At 38.0% G+C, this 18,523-nt stretch carries 18 protein-coding genes and 3 pseudogenes; 8 read left to right on the forward strand and 13 right to left on the reverse strand.

Going from position 1 to position 18,523, the window contains the following annotated elements:
* Positions 1-9 precede the first annotated feature (9 nt).
* The 5 genes and pseudogenes from H7T93_RS03545 to rpmF form a co-directional block, all read right to left on the reverse strand.
* A pseudogene (locus H7T93_RS03545) lies at positions 10-392 on the reverse strand (UDP-N-acetylglucosamine 2-epimerase); the annotation flags it as partial.
* Positions 366-793, reverse strand: a pseudogene (locus H7T93_RS09955) (UDP-N-acetylglucosamine 2-epimerase); the annotation flags it as partial. The pseudogenes H7T93_RS09955 and H7T93_RS03545, both read right to left, overlap by 27 nt.
* A gap of 829 nt (positions 794-1,622) precedes the next feature.
* Positions 1,623-3,077 (reverse strand): annotated as a pseudogene (locus tag H7T93_RS03550) (IS1182 family transposase).
* 321 nt (positions 3,078-3,398) lie between these two features.
* Positions 3,399-3,548, reverse strand: coding sequence for a 50S ribosomal protein L33 (rpmG, locus tag H7T93_RS03555; protein WP_002262412.1), 150 nt, complete (start codon positions 3,546-3,548; stop codon positions 3,399-3,401).
* A gap of 15 nt (positions 3,549-3,563) precedes the next feature.
* The gene (gene rpmF, locus H7T93_RS03560) at positions 3,564-3,746 is read right to left on the reverse strand and encodes a 50S ribosomal protein L32 (protein ID WP_002885630.1); all 183 of its coding nucleotides are present in this window, start codon (positions 3,744-3,746) and stop codon (positions 3,564-3,566) included.
* A 230-nt stretch (positions 3,747-3,976) separates the two neighbouring features.
* Here rpmF and H7T93_RS03565 point away from each other — a divergent pair, with 230 nt between their 5' ends.
* The 8 genes from H7T93_RS03565 to yaaA all read left to right on the forward strand — a co-directional run bounded on the left by H7T93_RS03565 (position 3,977) and on the right by yaaA (position 11,810).
* The gene (locus tag H7T93_RS03565) at positions 3,977-5,089 is read left to right on the forward strand and encodes a vitamin B12 independent methionine synthase (protein ID WP_175057855.1); all 1,113 of its coding nucleotides are present in this window, start codon (positions 3,977-3,979) and stop codon (positions 5,087-5,089) included.
* Between the two features lie 65 nt (positions 5,090-5,154).
* The gene (locus tag H7T93_RS03570; protein WP_021144728.1) at positions 5,155-5,937 is read left to right on the forward strand and encodes a PTS transporter subunit EIIC; all 783 of its coding nucleotides are present in this window, start codon (positions 5,155-5,157) and stop codon (positions 5,935-5,937) included.
* A 157-nt stretch (positions 5,938-6,094) separates the two neighbouring features.
* Positions 6,095-6,241, forward strand: a complete 147-nt coding sequence (locus H7T93_RS09960) for a hypothetical protein (protein ID WP_227039390.1) — start codon at positions 6,095-6,097, stop codon at positions 6,239-6,241.
* A 236-nt stretch (positions 6,242-6,477) separates the two neighbouring features.
* Positions 6,478-7,758 carry a histidine--tRNA ligase gene (gene hisS, locus H7T93_RS03575; RefSeq protein ID WP_175057854.1) on the forward strand — a complete coding sequence of 427 codons (1,281 nt, stop codon included), beginning with the start codon at positions 6,478-6,480 and terminating at the stop codon, positions 7,756-7,758.
* A gap of 7 nt (positions 7,759-7,765) precedes the next feature.
* On the forward strand, positions 7,766-8,188 hold the full coding sequence (locus H7T93_RS03580) for a hypothetical protein (RefSeq protein WP_002892121.1): 423 nt from the start codon (positions 7,766-7,768) through the stop codon (positions 8,186-8,188).
* Positions 8,189-8,297: 109 nt separating this feature from the next.
* On the forward strand, positions 8,298-10,049 hold the full coding sequence (gene aspS, locus H7T93_RS03585) for an aspartate--tRNA ligase (RefSeq protein WP_073686029.1): 1,752 nt from the start codon (positions 8,298-8,300) through the stop codon (positions 10,047-10,049).
* Entirely contained in the window at positions 10,042-10,983 is a 942-nt protein-coding gene (locus H7T93_RS03590) for a YitT family protein (protein WP_002892117.1), read from the forward strand. Before aspS ends, H7T93_RS03590 begins: the two co-directional genes overlap by 8 nt.
* A gap of 86 nt (positions 10,984-11,069) precedes the next feature.
* The gene (gene yaaA / locus H7T93_RS03595; protein ID WP_175057853.1) at positions 11,070-11,810 is read left to right on the forward strand and encodes a peroxide stress protein YaaA; all 741 of its coding nucleotides are present in this window, start codon (positions 11,070-11,072) and stop codon (positions 11,808-11,810) included.
* Positions 11,811-11,830: 20 nt separating this feature from the next.
* Here yaaA and nrdG read toward each other — a convergent pair whose 3' ends face one another.
* From nrdG to H7T93_RS03630, 8 genes are all read right to left on the reverse strand, one after another.
* Positions 11,831-12,436: an anaerobic ribonucleoside-triphosphate reductase activating protein gene (nrdG, locus tag H7T93_RS03600; RefSeq protein ID WP_175057852.1), complete on the reverse strand. Its 606-nt coding sequence runs from the start codon at positions 12,434-12,436 to the stop codon at positions 11,831-11,833.
* Positions 12,437-12,440: 4 nt separating this feature from the next.
* Positions 12,441-12,941 carry a GNAT family N-acetyltransferase gene (locus tag H7T93_RS03605; RefSeq protein ID WP_048790912.1) on the reverse strand — a complete coding sequence of 167 codons (501 nt, stop codon included), beginning with the start codon at positions 12,939-12,941 and terminating at the stop codon, positions 12,441-12,443.
* 1 nt (position 12,942) lies between these two features.
* A complete protein-coding gene (locus tag H7T93_RS09965; protein ID WP_002885877.1) occupies positions 12,943-13,074 on the reverse strand; it encodes a hypothetical protein in 132 nt (43 codons plus the stop codon).
* An 89-nt stretch (positions 13,075-13,163) separates the two neighbouring features.
* Positions 13,164-15,368, reverse strand: coding sequence for an anaerobic ribonucleoside-triphosphate reductase (gene nrdD / locus H7T93_RS03610; RefSeq protein ID WP_048790913.1), 2,205 nt, complete (start codon positions 15,366-15,368; stop codon positions 13,164-13,166).
* A 98-nt stretch (positions 15,369-15,466) separates the two neighbouring features.
* On the reverse strand, positions 15,467-17,113 hold the full coding sequence (locus H7T93_RS03615; protein WP_048790914.1) for a membrane protein: 1,647 nt from the start codon (positions 17,111-17,113) through the stop codon (positions 15,467-15,469).
* A 212-nt stretch (positions 17,114-17,325) separates the two neighbouring features.
* A complete protein-coding gene (locus tag H7T93_RS03620) occupies positions 17,326-17,631 on the reverse strand; it encodes a DUF1292 domain-containing protein (protein ID WP_002887079.1) in 306 nt (101 codons plus the stop codon).
* Positions 17,632-17,736: 105 nt separating this feature from the next.
* Positions 17,737-18,156: a Holliday junction resolvase RuvX gene (gene ruvX, locus H7T93_RS03625; RefSeq protein WP_002887078.1), complete on the reverse strand. Its 420-nt coding sequence runs from the start codon at positions 18,154-18,156 to the stop codon at positions 17,737-17,739.
* On the reverse strand, positions 18,156-18,422 hold the full coding sequence (locus H7T93_RS03630) for an IreB family regulatory phosphoprotein (protein WP_002885737.1): 267 nt from the start codon (positions 18,420-18,422) through the stop codon (positions 18,156-18,158). The genes ruvX and H7T93_RS03630 overlap by 1 nt, the downstream gene beginning before the upstream one ends.
* Between the last annotated feature and the right edge of the window lie 101 nt (positions 18,423-18,523).

Genomic DNA, 18,523 nt, shown 5'->3' on the forward strand with positions numbered 1-18,523 from the left:
CTCTTTTAATTATTTAAGGAGCCCTTCTTCCGAAGCATTTGTGATTATGGTTACTTTCTCAACCTCGGCTACCTTAGCATAGGTTGAGAAAGTTTAGAAGCATCAGCTAGAACATAGGCTTTTTGCGCATTAGCTATCACTGTTCGTTTAATGACCGCCTCTTCCATATCTGGCGTTGTGAAATAATTGGCATCAACTCCATTAGCACCAATGAAAGCACAATCAAAATTCAGTTGTCTGATTTGTTCCAGAGCTGTACTTCCAATAGAGGCATCTGTTGAATGTTTAACCTTACCACCAATAATCCTAGTACTAATACCGAGATCTACCAGCTTAACAGCATGATGGATAGAATTAGTCACAACCGTCACCTGACGATTCATTTCCTCTGGATATGGTGAATATTTGTCATAAGTTCTAAGCCCAGCCTCAACGTGACCAATACTTACTTTATTGTAAAATGCAACCAATCCAGCAGCAAAAGTTGTTGTAGTATCACTATGAACTAAAACCAAATCAGGTTGTTCTTTCTTAACAACTGGATCAAAATTAGCCAAAATTTTAGAAGTAATTTCCTGAAGTGATTGATTTTTTTCCCATGATATCCAAATCATAATCAGGAACTATTTCAAAAGTCTCCAAAACCTGGTCAAGCATTTGACGGTGTTGAGCTGTGACTACTGTAATAGTATTAATGGTTTCTTGATGTTTTTTTCAACTCAAGAATTAACGGCGCCATCTTAATTGCCTCTGGTCTTGTCCCAAAGACAACCATAATATTTAATTTTCCCATAAGATCCCCCCCTATGACCTATACGAAATCAATATAATATTGACAAATAAGACTCTACATTATCACTTTATTATCCCCAATAAAAAGGAAAATGAGTTATCCTTTCTCCAAAAGCATTAAAGGGAATGCCCTCGCTATTGGTCTTGTTTTGCAAATGATGTAAAGTAGATAAAGAAAAAGGTCTCAATAAAAAGACTATCATTACGTATAAAATTCAAGAAGTAAGACAAGAAAACTAAGTCATATCATCCAAGGATATCAATTGTTTTGAGATTTTCTAGTCTTCTCCCCCGAATTTAAAAATACACTATTTAATAAATAAAAAAACTGCAGGAGAAAAAACGCTTTGCTAATAAAAGTGTTTTTGAATCCAGCAGTATTGCTAATTTACATATATTTCATAAAAACTTCTCCCCATTTTAAAGAGCGTCCCCTTTACTTACGCTCTATCCCCATCTTACAAATCAAAACATCGGTATGATAACCCTATCCCAATACCATATCACATAGCACCAAGTACCAACAAGTAATCATTCAACTCTCCCCAAAAGAGTCAAAATATTACAAACAGGTTGGCTTCGAGTTACTACTACCCATGTTCCCTATTCATATAGACGCTATAATTATAGCATGTTATTTTTATTTTTCAACCTTCTTTCAATTTTTTATTATTTTAATGTATGTGATAAGCATTATAATGAGGTCGTTTGAATTAAGCACTCCTACTTAACAAATACTAATCAAATGATATTTATCTATATTTTAATAAATAATAATTAAACACCCTTTGGCTTTTAAATGGATTTGCATAAAAAAATCAGAATTCCTATTAAAATTCTGATTCAGAATGAAGACAAACATCGTTTTTGATGTTTGTCTTTTTTTATATTCACACTTAATTCTCCCATAATCCAATAATATTGAGGTATTTGGATAAAATAACAGGTCTTCCCTACCATCATTTTTACCAATTTTTTGATATTTAGACATGCCAAAGTAAGCCCAACCTTATCTTCCATTTTGGACTTTCCTTTTTCTCTGGTATAACGCAAGTTATGATATTCTTTAGCTGTTCCGAATAAACGTTCTATCGTTTCTTTCCGGTGTTGGTACCGTTCCTTCATCCCACTTTGATGACGGATATCTTCACAGATTTCTAAGGCATCTTTCCAAATATGACGCACAACAACTTTTTGGTGCTGGCGACTTTCAGTACAAATCGCTAACAAGGGACAGGTCTTACAAATTTCGGGATTACTTTTATATTCTCTATAACCTTCACGTGTCGTTGTACGGTAAGTTAATACCTGGTTCTCTGGACAAAGATAGCAGTCAAAATGCTCGTCATAGACAAAGTCTTTAGGACGTAGAAAGCCTCTCTTACTCTTGGCCTAGTGTAAGGGAATACTGGCGTAATCTCTTTTTCTAAAAGAAACTTGGCAATACTAGGTGTTTTGTAGCCTGAATCCGCAATAATGAATTCAGGGGAGAAGGGTTCTAACTTGGCGAAAAGAACAGGAAAGGCCTGACTATCATGGATGTTACCTGCTTCAACTGTATAAGCCAAGGCCCAACCATGTTTATCACAAGCTACCTGAGCATTATAAGCGAAGACTTCCTTGTGTTCTCCCTTGTGAAACCAACCACTATCTGGATCAGTCGTTGATTGTTTCTTAGATTTAGCTTCGCCTTTTTTGGCGGGCTTTAAGAACTTTTTTGCATGCTTCTTCCTGTCTAAATTAATCTCAACATCCAGTTGTTCACTCATGAATTTAGCTTTTTGATCAACAACAACATTTTTGTACTTATGATTATTAGCAGCTGCCTTGATATGTGTCCCATCGATGAAGATTTCTGAGGGATCAATGAGCCCCGCCTCCAAAACGTGATGAAGCACATGACTAAAAATGTGTGCTAACAATTCTTTATTTTGAAAGCGTCAGCTATAGTTCTTACCGTAAGTTGTAAAATGTGGTACCTTATCATCCAGAGATAAGCCAAGAAACCAACGATAAGCCGTATTCACCTCGATATCCTTGATGGTTTGGTGCATAGAACGAATGCCATAAAAACATTGAATCAAAGGAATCTTAACTAACAAAACAGGGGCTAGACTAGGGCGACCATTATCTGAAGAATAACTATCCTCAACAACATCATAAATAAAAGAAAAATCAATCGTTTCTTCAACTTTTCTTAGAAAATGGTCTTTAGGCACAAGTTCATCAAGTGTATAGAAACCTATTTGACGACGATTATATTCAGGATTATCTTTGTGAAACATAGGAGTACCTCATCAAATACCTTTTCTTTTATTATACTCCTTCGAAGCAAGAAAAGTCCCCAGAAGTATAACTTCTGAGGACTTTGTCTTCAATCAGATCTATTTATTTTTTATGAATAAGTTGTACAACCTTGCTAAAGGTTGATATAAAGCTATTTATAAATAACTTGGACACAAACCGTGTCCAATCAGATTTTACGATAAAAAGGTAGAGAAAAAGGTAGAGTTTAAATTGAAATACAGTGTAATATGTCGCATTCTGCATAAAGAAAAAACGCTTAAAATCAGCGTTTTTCTTTTGTATTGATTCGTATTGAATCCTTATTTAACCTCAGTAAAGATTACGTGTTTACGCAATTTTGGTGAGTATTTTTTCAATTGAAGACGGTCTGGAGTGTTACGTTTGTTTTTTGAAGTAAGGTACAAGCGTTCACCAGATTCTTTGTGTTCAAGTGTAATATTTACGCGCATGGTATCTCCCTTCTATTATTTAGCTGCGTTAGCTTTAGCGATTTTACGTCCTTTGTAGTATCCTTTAAGTGATACACGGTGTGAACGTGAGTAATCTCCAGTTGTTTCGTCAAATTGTACTGATGGAGCAGTCAATTTGTAGTGTGTACGACGTTTGTTTTTCTTCGCTTTTGAAGTGTGACGTGCAGGTACTGCCATTTCTTTATTTCCTCCGAATTAATATTTATGTTCTTGATTTTAAATCAACTATAACAGAATAACATATCTTTTTTGTAAAGTAAAGTTACTTGACAAAAAACTTCTCAAGAAAATATATAGTTAAAAACTATACAATGTGATAGTAAATACATATTTCACAGCTATAACAGCAAGTGCTAGAATAGGCTTATTATTACATTAAATGAAAGAATAAAAAGGAGTAAATAACTATGAGTAAAGTTCATTATCATTTTGATCATGTTGGTTCTTACCTTCGTCCACAAGCTTTAAAAGAAGCACGTGAAAAATTTGCCAATGGTGAGATTTCGCAAGAGGAATTGTTGAAAGTACAAGATGAATTGGTTAAGGAATTGGTTCATCATGAGGTAGAAAATGGCCTTCAAGTCGTTTCTGATGGTGAATTTGGTCGTTCTTGGTGGCACCTTGACTTCCTATGGAACCTAACTGGTTTTGAAGCTTACCAACAAGAGGATTCATATAAATTCCATGGAGCTAAGACACGTACAACTAACGTTCGTATCAATGGTAAAATTGATGAAAATCCTAATCATCCTTTCTATCGTGACTTTGAATATCTTAAATCAGTGACTCCTGAAGGAATTACTCCAAAAGTAACTATTCCAAGTCCATCACTCATCATTAACCGTGACCACCGTAGTGATCTTTATGCTGATTACTATGATTCATGGACAGATTTCCTTGATGATTTGGCTAAAGCTTACCATGATACCATCCAACATTTCTACGATTTGGGTGCACGTTATGTACAATTGGATGATACGACTTGGGGTTATTTGATTCAACAGTTTGAGAATGAAAAAAATAATCCTGAGAAAACAGCTGAGTTGGCAAAAATTGCTGAGGATGATGTATACACTATCAATAAAGCTTTGGAAGGTCTTCCAGAAGATTTGACTTTGGCTACTCACATTTGTCGTGGGAACTTTAAGTCAACTTATCTTTTTGAAGGTGGCTATGATTCAGTCGCTAAATATCTTGGTCAATTGAACTATGATATCTTCTTCTTGGAATACGATGATGCGCGTTCAGGTAGCTTCGCACCACTTCCAACGATTTGGAATAACCGTGATCATGTTGAATTGGTACTTGGTGTGATTACTTCTAAGGATCCAGCTTTGGAAGATGTAGATGCTGTTATTGCTCGTATCCATGAAGCGGCTGAACTTGTACCACTTAAGAACCTTGGTATCTCAACTCAATGTGGTTTTGCCTCAACTGAAGAAGGTAATATCTTGACTGAGCAAGATGAGTGGAATAAATTGAAATTGATTAAAACAATTACTGATAAAGTTTGGTCATAATAGAAAAAATGCAGAGGACGGGCTCAGCCTGTTCTCTCTTTTTATGAATATAGAAAGGAAGTGTCATGAATTATAAAGAGACAGGTCAGAAGATTTTAGAAGCTGTAGGAGGAAAGGAGAACGTTCAGAATCTAACACACTGTGCTACACGTTTACGTTTTACCTTAGCAGATGATTCTAAAGCTGATGATGAGGCTGTTAAAGCTATCGATGGTGTGGTGAGTTTGGCTAAGAGTGGTGGCCAGTATCAAGTTGTTGTTGGGAGTGATGTACCAAATGTATACCGCGCTTTAGAAGGTTTATTGGATCTGGATGAAGTATCTAAGGAATCATCGGAAAAACAAGATAGAACTCCTCTTCAAAGCTTTTTAGCTCTTATTTCTGGGATTTTCACCCCAATCTTACCAGTAATTACAGCAGCAGGGATGATCAAGGCCGTTTTGTCCCTTTTGGTTGTCTTTAAGGTAGTAGCTGTAGATGATGTTAACTATCAAGTTCTTAATTTTATTGGCGATGCTGGATTTTATTTCTTACCTGTATTTTTAGGTGCCTCAGCAGCTCGACAGTTTAAGACGAATGCTCAATTGGGGATGTTGATTGGTGCTATTTTATTACACCCAACTTTTACTCAGATTGTGACAACTGCCAAGGAATCAGGTCATGGCGTCTCTTTCTTTAGTATTCCTCTTACATTAACTTCTTACTCATCAACGGTTATCCCTGTTATTTTGGCAGTTTGGTTTATGAGTTACGTGGAGCGCTTTGCGATTAAAATTTCACCAAAAGCTGTGAAGTTTTTCTTGGTTCCTATGATTACGACCTTAATTACTGCAATCGTAACACTTTAGATTTTAGGTCCAGGTACTTTAGCTTCGAATGTGGCTCAGGGGGGAGTAGCCCTTGCTATTGCTTTAAAAACTAAGGATACCAAAAAAAGTTCTGGCTTCATCTGCTGGAATTACTGCAATTTGTGGGATTACGAAACCGGCTCTTTATGGGGTAACTTTGCAAAATAAAGCTGCCGTCATAGGATCTATTGTTGCAGGGGGAGTAGGTGGCTTCTTCCTTGGTATTTTAGGTGTGAGAAATTTTGCAGGTGGTTCCCCAGGTCTCTTGACGATTGCAGCCTATATCGGTGAAGATACACTTTAATATTTTTACACAGCTATTGCAGGTCTTGTAATTTCTGTTGTGGTCTCTTTTGTTGTGACCTTCGTTCTTTATAAAGAAGATTAATGATTGTGGCAGGCCGGGAGGTCTGTTTCTTTCTTACGTTGAAAAAACCTCTACCATTTCCCAAAAGCTATGTAAATTATGATAGAATAGAGTGATTATATCTGTAATAACGGAAAAGGAGGGCAGGTCTATTTGAGACCTGTATCATCATTATGAAACTTCAAAAACCTAAGGGAACGCAGGATATTTTACCTGCTGATAGTGCTAAATGGCAGTACGTAGAAAATGTTGCACGTGAAACATTTAAGAAATACAATTATGGTGAAATTCGTACACCTATGTTTGAACATTACGAGGTCATTTCACGTTCAGTAGGTGATACAACTGACATCGTTACTAAGGAAATGTACGATTTTCATGATAAGGGAGACCGTCATATAACACTTCGTCCAGAAGGAACAGCACCGGTTGTACGCTCTTATGTAGAAAATAAACTCTTTGCGCCAGAGGTTCAAAAACCCGTTAAAGTTTATTATATTGGATCAATGTTCCGTTATGAACGTCCTCAAGCAGGACGCTTGCGTGAGTTCCACCAACTAGGTGTAGAGTGCTTTGGATCAAAAAATCCAGCCACAGATGTTGAAACCATTGCTATGGCCTACCAACTCTTTAATACGCTTGGCATCAAGGAAGTTACCCTTCATTTGAATAGCCTTGGAAATACTGAGAGTCGTCTGGCTTATCGTCAGGCCTTGATTGACTACTTGACACCAATGCGTGATACTTTATCAAAAGATAGTCAGCGCCGTTTGGATGAAAATCCTTTGCGAGTACTCGATTCAAAAGAAAAAGAAGATAAGGTTGCAGTTGAAAATGCACCCTCTATTCTTGATTATTTAGATGACGAAAGTCAAGCGCACTTTGACGAAGTGCGTGCCATGCTCGATAGTCTTAACATTCCTTATGTGATTGATACTAATATGGTACGTGGTCTTGATTACTACAACCACACGATTTTTGAATTTATTACCACTATTGATAAGTCTGAATTGACAATCTGTGCGGGCGGTCGTTACGATAGTTTGGTTGAATACTTCGGTGGTCCAGAAATAGCTGGTTTTGGTTTTGGACTTGGTTTAGAACGCTTGCTTTTGGTTCTTGATAAACAAGGTATCGAACTTCCTGTGGAAGAAAGTCTGGATGTTTACATCGCAGTACTTGGTTCAGGTGCTAATGGCAAAGCTCTTGAGTTAGTTCAAGCTATCCGCTATCAAGGATTTAAAGCTGAACGTGATTACCTTGGACGGAAGATTAAGGCACAATTCAAGTCAGCAGATACCTTCAAGGCCAAGACTGTTATCACATTAGGTGAGAGTGAAGTGGAGTCAGGTCAAGTTAATGTCAAAAATAATTCTACTCGTGAGGAAGTTACTGTAAGTTTCGAAGAGCTAACTAACAACTTTGCAGCAGTCCTCAAACAGTTAGAAAAGTAGGGGGCATATGATTAGTATAGTTGATATGCTCAAACGGAGTGAAAAGTTTAGTTTGGCTTTTGATCGTAGTATGCCTATTCGTTTCCAACAACAGTTTTGGCAGTTGATTGCTTTTCTTGATAAGCATGAAATTACTTGGTTTAATGATGAGCCTGCAAGTGATCATGCGATGTGTCAGCAATTACTTGGTCAAGTTTGGCGTCAAGATTGTCAAGATGTAGTCTTGAGTTTTGAAACTCAGGAACGTTATTTGGGATGGCAGGTAGATGAGGAAACTGATGAACTTAGTGTTATCATTGAAGATGTTTACGGTTTCCGCTGGAATAGTTTACTTGACTTAGAAACAGCTGATTATCGTTTTGAAGATTTTGAAGAGTTTGCTGAAGATTACGTGGATACTAGTGATTTGTTGAAACAATTTGGCAAATAGTTTGATAAAAAAGAAAGTCTATTAAAATTCTAACCTGAAATGGGTGGGGTTTTGATGGGCTTTTTGCTATAATAGTTAAGACTAAAAAATTAACGAAAGAAGTGTATTTATGGAACGTTCTATGTATGCCGGACGTGTTCGTAGTGAACACATCGGAACTACTATTACTTTGAAAGGTTGGGTATCTCGCCGTCGTAACCTCGGAGGTTTGATTTTCATCGATCTTCGTGACCGTGAAGGTTTGATGCAGTTGGTTGTTAACCCTGAGAATGCGGATGCAACTGTGGTTGAAACAGCTGAGAGCTTGCGTAGCGAATTTGTTATTGAAGTAACAGGAACTGTTGAAGCGCGTGAACAAGCTAATGATAACTTGCCTACAGGTGCTGTCGAACTTAAAGTTGAAGACCTTAAAGTCCTTAATACTGCCAAAACAACACCATTTGAAATCAAAGATGGTGTTGAGGCTAGTGATGATACACGTATGCGTTACCGCTACTTGGATCTTCGTCGTCCAGAAATGTTGGAAAACTTTAAGCTCCGTGCAAAGGTAACTCACGCCATCCGTAATTATCTGGATGACTTGGAATTTATCGATGTTGAAACACCAATGTTGACAAAATCTACACCAGAAGGTGCTCGTGATTACTTGGTGCCAAGCCGTGTTAGCCAAGGCCACTTTTATGCTCTTCCGCAAAGTCCCCAAATCACTAAACAATTATTAATGAATGCTGGTTTTGACCGTTATTATCAAATTGTTAAGTGTTTCCGTGATGAAGATTTGCGTGGAGATCGTCAACCTGAATTTACACAAGTTGACTTGGAAACCTCATTCCTTAATGAGCAAGAAATCCAAGATATTACTGAAGGATTGATTGCTAAGGTCATGAAAGAAACTAAAGGTATTGAAGTTACACTACCATTTCCACGTATGTCTTATGATGATGCCATGAATAACTATGGTTCTGACAAGCCAGATACACGCTTTGACATGCTTTTACAAGACTTGACAGAGGTTGTCAAGGGGGTAGACTTCAAAGTGTTTGCTGAGGCACCAGCTGTTAAGGCAATTGTTGTCAAAGGAAATGCAGACAAATACTCACGTAAAAGCATTGACAAGTTGACAGAGTTCGCCAAACAATTTGGCGCTAAAGGTCTTGCTTGGGTTAAGATGACTGACGGAGCTCTAGCTGGTCCAGTTGCTAAATTCTTGACAAGTATTGAAGGAAAGTTGACAGATGCTTTACACCTTGAAGAGAATGACCTAGTTCTTTTTGTAGCAGATACTCTTGAAATCGCTAATAACACACTTGGTGCTTTGCGTAATCAGATTGCTAAAGAACTTGACATGATTGACAATACTAAGTTCAACTTCCTTTGGATTGTCGATTGGCCAATGTTTGAGTGGTCTGAAGAAGAAGGACGCTATATGTCTGCTCACCACCCATTTACTTTGCCAACAGAAGATTCTGTAGCAGAGCTTGAAGGTGATCTTTCCAAGGTTCGTGCTGTGGCTTATGATATTGTCTTGAATGGTTATGAGCTTGGTGGGGGTAGTCTACGTATCAATCATAAAGACCTACAGGAACGTATGTTGAAAGCCCTTGGCTTCTCTGAAGAATCAGCCTACGAGCAATTTGGATTCCTTCTTGAAGCTATGGACTATGGTTTCCCACCACATGGTGGTTTGGCTATCGGTCTTGACCGTTTTGTTATGCTTCTTGCAGGTAAAGATAATATCCGTGAAGTGATTGCCTTCCCTAAAAATAATAAGGCATCAGATCCTATGACTCAGGCTCCAAGTCTTGTGGCTGATAAACAGTTGGAAGAACTTGCCCTTCATGTAGATTTAGAAAATGAATAAAGCACCTCTTCATAAACATGTTAAATTTGTAGCGAAAAAGTCTGCGAAGAGAATGGGCGTTTTGCAGGCTGTTCGTAGTATTTCCCGTGAAAAGTATACTGAAAAAGTCTCAGCGTCTTTACTTTATGGGCTCTTATCGTCAATCGCCGTTAATTTCTTTTTTCAACCTGGACATGTTTACTCTAGTGGAGCGACAGGTTTGGCACAGGTTTTATCGGCATTGAGTGTTAGAACTTTGGGCTTTGAGATACCAGTATCATTGACTTTCTACGCGATTAATATCCCTCTCTTGATTTTGGCTTGGTATAAGATTGGCCATAAATTTACTATCTTTACCTTCATTACAGTAACGATGAGTTCCCTTTTTATTCAGGTGATGCCACATGTAACCTTGACAGAGGATCCTTTGATCAATGCTATCTTTGGTGGTTTGGTCATGGGAACAGGGATTGGTTTCGGTTTAAAATCTCGTATCTCTAGCGGAGGGACGGATATCGTTAGCCTCACTATTCGTAAGAAAACAGGCCGTGATGTTGGTAACATCTCCTTGATTGTCAATGGGATTATCATGGTTTTTGCGGGCATTCTTTTTGGTTGGAAATACGCTCTCTATTCAATGGTGACTATTTTTGTTTCTAGTCGAGTTACAGATGCGATTTTCACAAAACAAAAGAAAATGCAGGCTATGATTGTTACAAGTAATCCAGATCCAGTTGTACGAATGATCCAGAAGAAACTCCACCGTGGAGTAACGTTGATTAATGATGCGGAAGGAACATATAATCACGAAAAGAAAGCCGTATTATTGGCGATTATTACGCGTGAAGAGTATACTGACTTCAAGCATTATATGAGAAAAGCAGACCCTAAAGCCTTTGTCTCCATTGCAGAAAATGTACATATTCTAGGTCGTTTTGTTGATTTAGATGACTGACAAAAAAAGGAAGTTGACGAACGTTAGCTTCTTTTTTGTTGGAGAGAATTCTTGACGAAATGCTTGCTTGACTTTACAATATCAGTATGATTAGATTTTTAATTCCAACCGCAAAAGAAATGAAGGCCAGTAAGGAAGTTCCGTCTCAAAAATTATCCGAAAAGAGTGCGGCTATCCTAACTGAAATGTCACAATTATCCACAGATGAATTGTCCACAGCTTATAAAATAAAGTCCGAGCAGGCTGAGAAAGAGAAGCAGCGCTGGGCTGCGATTTTGTCGGGAGAAGCGAAGAACTATCCGGCTGTCGAGCTTTTTAATGGACTGATGTATCGTCACATCAAACGTAGTGACTTATCCACATGTGAAAAAGATTTCTTAGGCCAACAAGTATTCATCACATCTTCCTTTTATGGGATTATTCCCGCTTTTTATCCGATTCAGGAACATCGTCATGATTTTCATACGAAGATCAAGGTTAATGGTCAGTCCTTAAAAAACTATTGGCGTGCTGAATATGACCAATTTCTAGAGGAGAGTCAAGTTCCAGTTGTTTCTTTGCTTTCAAGTGAATTTGAAGATGTTTTTAGTCCAACTCTTCGTAAGCAGTTATTCACGGTTAGCTTTATGGAAGACCGCAATGGGGTTCTTAAGACTCACTCTACGATCTCCAAAAAGGCAAGAGGGGCTTTTTTGACAGCTGTTATAGAGGAGAATTGTCAAACGATTAATGATTTACGAAAATTGTCTTTTGATGACTTTAACTATCGTGAGGATTTATCTTCTAACAATGAGATAGTTTTTGTTAAAAATGTAAAAAAAGTCTGAGGTATCAACTCAGACTTTTTTTATAGCATATCTTTACGATCGACTTGTTCATAGTTCGTTTGACCGTCATTTAGCTTGTCCCAAATAATGACTGCTCCTTGATCAAGAGATTTTTTGACATCAATAATACGTTGATTAGATGATCCTCGAAACTGGAGCATAAGATTCTTTTTAGTGATGTCAAAGCGGCCGTCAACGAGAATGTCAACGAGTTGAAGAAGTTCTAGTTTATCAGGAGTTTCAAGCCTCAACTCCTCCCAAGTATAACCAGTCCAAGACCAGATATCTTTTTCCGGGAGTTCCTCACGAATGCGTTTGACTAGGGGAATGAGAATTCCTGTGTTTAGGAAGGGTTCACCACCAAGTAGCGTGAGACCTTGTACGTAAGGTTGAGCTAGATCCCTCATGATTTGTTCTTCAAGTTCTTTAGTATAGGGAATTCCTGCCTTAAAGGACCAGGTGGCAGCGTTATAGCATCCCTCGCAATGAAACATGCAACCAGAGACGTAAAGGGAGTTACGCACGCCTTCACCATCAACGAAATTAAAAGCTTTGTAGTCAATAATACGTCCTTGGCTAAGTTCTTCAGACTTCCATTCCTGTGGTTTTGGTGTATTCCATGTCATGATTCTACTCCAAATCTATCCAATAGCGCTCAGTTTCATGGCGAATGTCCTCCAACTGGCCACCATTGGCTAATATAACAGCTCGACTAGTAGGATTCTTGATACTACAAGTGACCAGAGCACGATGAATATTCTTGTCTTTAGCTACTTGTAAGCCTTGACGGAGTGATTCTTTCGCATAACCCTTTCCTCGTTCGGATGGACGGATAGAGTAGCCAATATGGCCCCCTTTTTCTAGTAAGTAGTCATTTAATCGGAGACGAAGGTTGAGAAAACCAAGAGCATAATCCGCTTCGTCAAAACTAACCAGCTGGATAGCAGGAACCCAGTTTTCAGGAATATTGAGTCCCGCTTCCGCTTGAATATTTTCTTCTAGCCACTCTTCATAAACAAAATTGTCGGGGTTCCAAAATCCACCATCATGAGCAGATTGCTCCCTTTCAAATTCAGCCATCATCTCTAAGATAGCTTCTTTATCTGTTTGACTCGGTCGGCGTAAGATCATATTATTTCTTCTTTCCAGCTTTTTTCAAAAGGGCTTGGACACGTGCTTTTTTATCGTTTTTGACGGTTGCATTTTTTTCGTGGTAACGTTCCACTTGTTGCATACCTTTATAATCTAATTGATATTTTCCCATTATATTCCTTTCTAAAAATAAAATAAGCAAAGCAGTTGGAAGGTATCATCCAGCTGCTTCTAGTTTATTATAATGTATTCTAGGTCTTGTTAAAGGTGTTTACCTTCATATTTTATGGTTGAACCGTTCATGTGTTTGACTCGAGCAGAGATTTCTTTGTGGCGTCCTTTAACCATTGGGCGTGCCTGTGGATTTCCTAGATAGCCACAAGTACGTTTGACAACATCAACTGTTTTAGGATCTGTGTTGCCACAGTTAGGGCACATGAATCCACGTTCTGTTGGGGTGAAGTCTCCTTCAAAATCACACTTGTAGCATTTATCAATTGGAGTATTCGTTCCGAGGTAACCGACACGGTCATAAGCAAAGTCCCAGACAGCTTCGAGTGCCTTTGGATTTTGCTGGAGGACTGGATATTCGCAGTAATGGATGAATCCACCAGTTGCGCCAGCTTCTGGGTAAGCTTTTTCGAATTCTAATTTTTCAAATGGTGTTGGATTTTTACGAACATCGTAGTGGAAAGAGTTGGTGTAATATTCTTTATCTGTGATATCAGTCACGACACCGAACTTTTCAGTATCCAAACGACAGAAACGATCCGTTAAACTCTCTGATGGTGTTGAATAAACAGAGAAATGATAATCATATTCGTCAGACCAACTTTCACAAGCATTTTTCATAGATTTAACGATATCTAACGTGAACGCTTTGGCTTCTGGATTAGTCTCCCAGTCACTACCATAAAAAACAGATGCTACTTCATAAAGCCCAATATAACCAAGTGATACGGTTGCACGACGATGTTTGAAGAGTTGATCTACATTGTCGAATTTACCCAGACGTTGGCCAAAGGCCCCGTACTGATAAAGAATAGGTGCATTAGCAGGTGTAGCTTCTTTGACACGTTCAACTCGGTAGATGAGTGCATCTTTGGCAATTCCCATTCTTTCTTCAAAAATTTCCCAAAATTTATCTTGGTCTCCCTTAGATTCTAGGGCAATTCGAGGAAGATTAAGGGTTACAACACCCAGATTCATTCGTCCAGAATTAACTTCAATACCATTTTCATCCTTCCACCCTTGTAGGAAGGAACGACATCCCATAGGAGCTTTAAAGGAACCTGTCAATTCAACGATTTTGTCATATGACAAGACATCTGGATACATACGCTTTGTTGCACATTCAAGAGCTAGTTGCTTAATATCGTAGTTAGGTGAGCTAGGCTCTAAGTTGAGTCCACGTTTTAAGGTAAAAATGAGTTTAGGGAAAATGGCAGTACGGTGTTCGGAGCCAAGTCCTAAAATACGAACTTGTAGGATAGCCTTTTGGATTTCACGCTCAAACCAGTTTGTCCCTAAACCGAAACCGAGAGAGGTAAAGGGAGTTTGTCCATTCGAAGTGAAAAGCGTATTAATCTCGTATTCAAGAGATTGCATAGCATCGTAGATATCTTTACGCGTTTTGGCGCGTGCATAGTCTTCACGTTTTTCTTCAGCTACCCACTCTTTAGCATCAGCTAAGTGTTTTTTGTAGTTAAGTTCTGCGTAAGGAGCTAAAAACTCATCGATACGGTCTGCAGTACAGCCACCATATTGACTAGAGGCAACATTTGCGATGATTTGTGAAATTTGTGCTGTTGCAGTTTGAATGGATTTAGGACTCTCAACTTCAGCGTTACCAATTTTAAAACCATTTGCCAACATGCCTTTGAAGTCAATCAAACAACAGTTGGTCATAGGTGTGTAAGGGCTGTAGTCTAAATCGTGGAAATGGATATCTCCCTTTTGATGAGCATTTGCTACGTGTGGAGGAAGCATCTTAAGTCCTACAGATTTTCCGACAATTCCTGCGGTTAAATCACGTTGCGTATTGTAAAGATCGCTATCTTTATTAGCATTTTCATGAACAACAGCCTGGTCTTTATTAACAAGTTTACTAATGGTGAAATTGATGTCAGTAGCCTGAGAACGCTCAAAATCACGTTTGGTACGATAGTTGATATATTCTTGAGCGATAGCATATTCGTTAGCTTCGAGTAACTCGTGCTCTACTATGCTTTGGATTTCATATATTTTGATATTTTGAGTGAAGCGGTCATTGATTTCAGCAACAATACGGTTGGCAATTCCCTCCAACTTTGCTTCAATCAAGGGTGTGATAGGTGTAATAGCCTCACTTGCTTTTAGGATAGCCTCATATATTTTACTTGAATCAAAGACAACCATACGACCATCACGTTTGATGACTTTGATATCAGGGTTGATTGTAACCTTTTCTTTTTCTAATGTAATCATCTAAAAATCACCTCGTTACTAATTATAGCACTAGGCAAAAAAAAATCAATATATTGTGGTATATTTTTATCTTAACCACTATATATTGATTTTTCGACCTATTTTAGGACGTAAACAGTGTATCGTTCAACGCCTTTTACAGGGGCTTTTTTATAGTTTTTTGAAAGTGTAGATTTAACATCAGAAGGTAGTTGTGTATCTTGTTGGACAACGATATATTGTGCTGAATCTTGGATAATAGTATCTGATAGAGCTTTCTGATGACTAGATTTAGCTGTGTTAAGTTCTGGAAGAACAAATTGTGAGGCTGCTTTACGACTGCTTTCCAAATAAATTTTTGCTGATGAATCGTAAACGTAGATAGTTTCATCTTTTTTGGTATTTTTAGCGAGGTAATTTGCAACAGTACTACGTTCAGTATTATTTCCTAAATTAAATAGGAACATAATGATTGGCATCGCGAAAGCAAATGCAAAGACTGCAATAGGTAAGAAGTAATTACGACTAAGGAATATACCAAAAACTTTAAGTGTGTGAATCTGGTTACCATTACGACGTCGGTGAGAAGTTCGCTCTGCTCTCTTTTTAATAGCATCATCTAAAGAAAGTGCTGTCAAGACTAGACCATAAGGTACGATGTTGAGAATACTGTAAAGCCCAAAACTTTGAGAGAACAAGCTGTAAACCACTGTAAAGATAAAACTAAGGAGTAGTACCCACTTGATGCTCTTATCTTTAGCATCGCCAAGAAGGTGGTTGCTTGTAGTCAGTGCACCAATAAGTAATCCAGAGCCGATGACAGCAAAACTTTGGTAAGCTAACGTAAGTAGAAAGTCATTTTTTTCTACAGCAAGTTGTGTAAAGTTGTAAACCAAAACTTGGTTAATATAGTCCGATGTAATTTGTAAATTCAGGATAAAGTAAAGACATAGATACAATACTAGAATGTTACCAAAAATAATACAAAGAACTTGATAAAAACCACGAGCAAAGTGTTTGTTGACAAGGTTGTAAACGAAGATTGTCACAAGTGACAATATCCAGAAAATAAGAGTTCGAGCTTCAAAAAGAGCTCCCGCAGTGCCAGCGAAGCCGTAAAGAATAAAGGCTTCATCACGACTGTGACCCGCAAAGTAACGAGTTAAGAAGAAGATAGCACCTAGGACAAAAGGCATAGCAAATTGGATAGGGTAGAGCCCACCAAAACCAAGTGTTCCATTAGTGACATAGAAAATAATACTAATTAGAGTGGCAATTTCCTTCTTGTTTGTCATGTGCATGACAGTCTTGTAAAGGTAACTTCCAGAAAGATAGTAGCTAAGGAATTGAATAGGAATCAGCCAAAGAGTTGATCCTAAACGGAAAGCCAGAGAAACTAGTAAGTAATAAAAGAAGCCGCCTGTCGCAAAAAAGTCAGAGTAGGGTAAGCTACCATTGGCAAACATTTTTGCAATGTAAAGGTTTTGAGACTGTATATTATTGGCAAAGTCTGTGAAGCAGGGAACTGATATACTAAAAATACTCAAAATCAAACTGAGAATCAGGATATGGCCTTTATGCTTCCATGGAAGTGAAATCTTAGTTTTTTTCTCTATTTGAGACGAATTGGATTCTTCTGTATGTCCCTGAATTGCCACTTCAATCTTTTCGGATTGATTATCTTGTGTATGAGAGCGATGGTGGCTTCGATGATAACCTTGGTAGCCACTTGAATCTAAAGTATTGTCTTCGTTGTATGGACTCACAATTAAACTCCTTTGTTGACATTTGGATAGTTATAAATAAAAGGGTCTTATCCCCTAATTGTCTTATTTAAAGTATATCAGATAATACCATTTAGTCAATTTTCCTCTAATTTCTTACATTTAAGAAAAAAATATCTAAAAAAGAGACTGAGATACAATATCCCAATCTCTTTTTAACAAGTCATTTCTTTGCCTATGGCATTGATTATTTTTTAGTTTTCATCGATGAAGCTATTGAAAACTTCTTCAATCATATCCCATTCAGCATCTGAATCTTCAGGGATTGGTTGAAGGTCGCCTTCAGTACCGTCTTCATTTTCAGTGAATGAGTATGCTTGGATTTCAATTTCTCCATTAGCATCTTCTTCAGCACCAGCTGGTACCAAAAGAACATAGTTTTTACCAAATTCTTCGCGTCCATCAATAGTCAACAAGATTTCAAAAAGTGTTTCATTTCCTTGTTCGTCTACTAAAGTGATGACTTCATGATCATGGTTGTGGTCGTGATTGTGTGACATATTGTTCTCCTTTTTGTAGAGAGCACTGAATAGTGAGGAAATCTAGTATATTGCTTGGCAATTTACTAGATTGTCACTTGACTATTAGGTCTCTATTACACTTTCTTAAAACATTCGATCGAGGTAGTTTTGTAGAATAAGTTGGGCAGCTAATTTATCAATAACTTTTTTACGTTTACCACGGCTGACATCTGCTTGTTCAACCAACATACGCTCGGCTTGAACAGTTGTCAAGCGTTCGTCTTGGTAATCTACAGGAATTCCAAAGATTTCCTTGATTTTGTCACCATAGGCTTTGCTTGCCTCAACACGTGGTCCTTCAGTGTTATTCATATTTTTAGGAAGACCAACAACAAATTTTTCTACCTTATATTCTTTAACGAGCTCGCCTAGTCGGTCGAAACCAAACTCTTCAGCCTCCTCGTCAATTTTGATAATTTCAACGCCTTGGGCTGTAAAACCGAGGGGATCACTAATCGCAACACCTACTGTTTTTGAGCCAACATCAAGTCCCATTACTCGCATTAGAGGTCAATTCCATTTCCTTTAAGATAATAGCGAACGAGTTCTTCAACGATTTCATCACGTTCGTATTTACGAATCTGGTTACGGGCGTCATTATAACGCGGAACATAAGCAGGGTCACCGCTCAGAACATAACCGACGATTTGGTTGATAGGATTATAACCTTTCTCAGCCAACGAACGGTAGACATTTGTCAAAGTATTACTGATTTCATCTTTGCTACCGTCGTCTAGGTTGAAACGAACAGTTTCATCTGTAAATCCCATACTGACACCTTCTTTCTATAAGAATTATCTGTTAGTTCTTTATTATAACATAAGTATAGCCAAAAGGGAAAGATGATAAATAAAAAAAGAGACGACTGAAG

The sequence above is a fragment of the Streptococcus sp. 9.1 genome, from assembly GCF_016648815.1.
GTDB classification, from domain to species: Bacteria; Bacillota; Bacilli; order Lactobacillales; family Streptococcaceae; genus Streptococcus; species Streptococcus salivarius_E.

Bases quoted from the DNA above. Each gene is read 5' to 3' on its own strand.
- rpmG (WP_002262412.1), bottom strand. From the start codon at position 3,548: ATGCGCGTAAATATTACACTTGAACACAAAGAATCTGGTGAACGCTTG.
- rpmF (WP_002885630.1), bottom strand. From the start codon at position 3,746: ATGGCAGTACCTGCACGTCACACTTCAAAAGCGAAGAAAAACAAACGT.
- H7T93_RS03565 (WP_175057855.1), top strand. From the start codon at position 3,977: ATGAGTAAAGTTCATTATCATTTTGATCATGTTGGTTCTTACCTTCGT.
- H7T93_RS03570 (WP_021144728.1), top strand. From the start codon at position 5,155: ATGAATTATAAAGAGACAGGTCAGAAGATTTTAGAAGCTGTAGGAGGA.
- hisS (WP_175057854.1), top strand. From the start codon at position 6,478: ATGAAACTTCAAAAACCTAAGGGAACGCAGGATATTTTACCTGCTGAT.
- H7T93_RS03580 (WP_002892121.1), top strand. From the start codon at position 7,766: ATGATTAGTATAGTTGATATGCTCAAACGGAGTGAAAAGTTTAGTTTG.
- aspS (WP_073686029.1), top strand. From the start codon at position 8,298: ATGGAACGTTCTATGTATGCCGGACGTGTTCGTAGTGAACACATCGGA.
- H7T93_RS03590 (WP_002892117.1), top strand. From the start codon at position 10,042: ATGAATAAAGCACCTCTTCATAAACATGTTAAATTTGTAGCGAAAAAG.
- yaaA (WP_175057853.1), top strand. From the start codon at position 11,070: ATGATTAGATTTTTAATTCCAACCGCAAAAGAAATGAAGGCCAGTAAG.
- nrdG (WP_175057852.1), bottom strand. From the start codon at position 12,436: ATGACATGGAATACACCAAAACCACAGGAATGGAAGTCTGAAGAACTT.
- H7T93_RS03605 (WP_048790912.1), bottom strand. From the start codon at position 12,941: ATGATCTTACGCCGACCGAGTCAAACAGATAAAGAAGCTATCTTAGAG.
- H7T93_RS09965 (WP_002885877.1), bottom strand. From the start codon at position 13,074: ATGGGAAAATATCAATTAGATTATAAAGGTATGCAACAAGTGGAACGT.
- nrdD (WP_048790913.1), bottom strand. From the start codon at position 15,368: ATGATTACATTAGAAAAAGAAAAGGTTACAATCAACCCTGATATCAAA.
- H7T93_RS03620 (WP_002887079.1), bottom strand. From the start codon at position 17,631: ATGTCACACAATCACGACCACAACCATGATCATGAAGTCATCACTTTA.
- ruvX (WP_002887078.1), bottom strand. From the start codon at position 18,156: ATGCGAGTAATGGGACTTGATGTTGGCTCAAAAACAGTAGGTGTTGCG.
- H7T93_RS03630 (WP_002885737.1), bottom strand. From the start codon at position 18,422: ATGGGATTTACAGATGAAACTGTTCGTTTCAACCTAGACGACGGTAGC.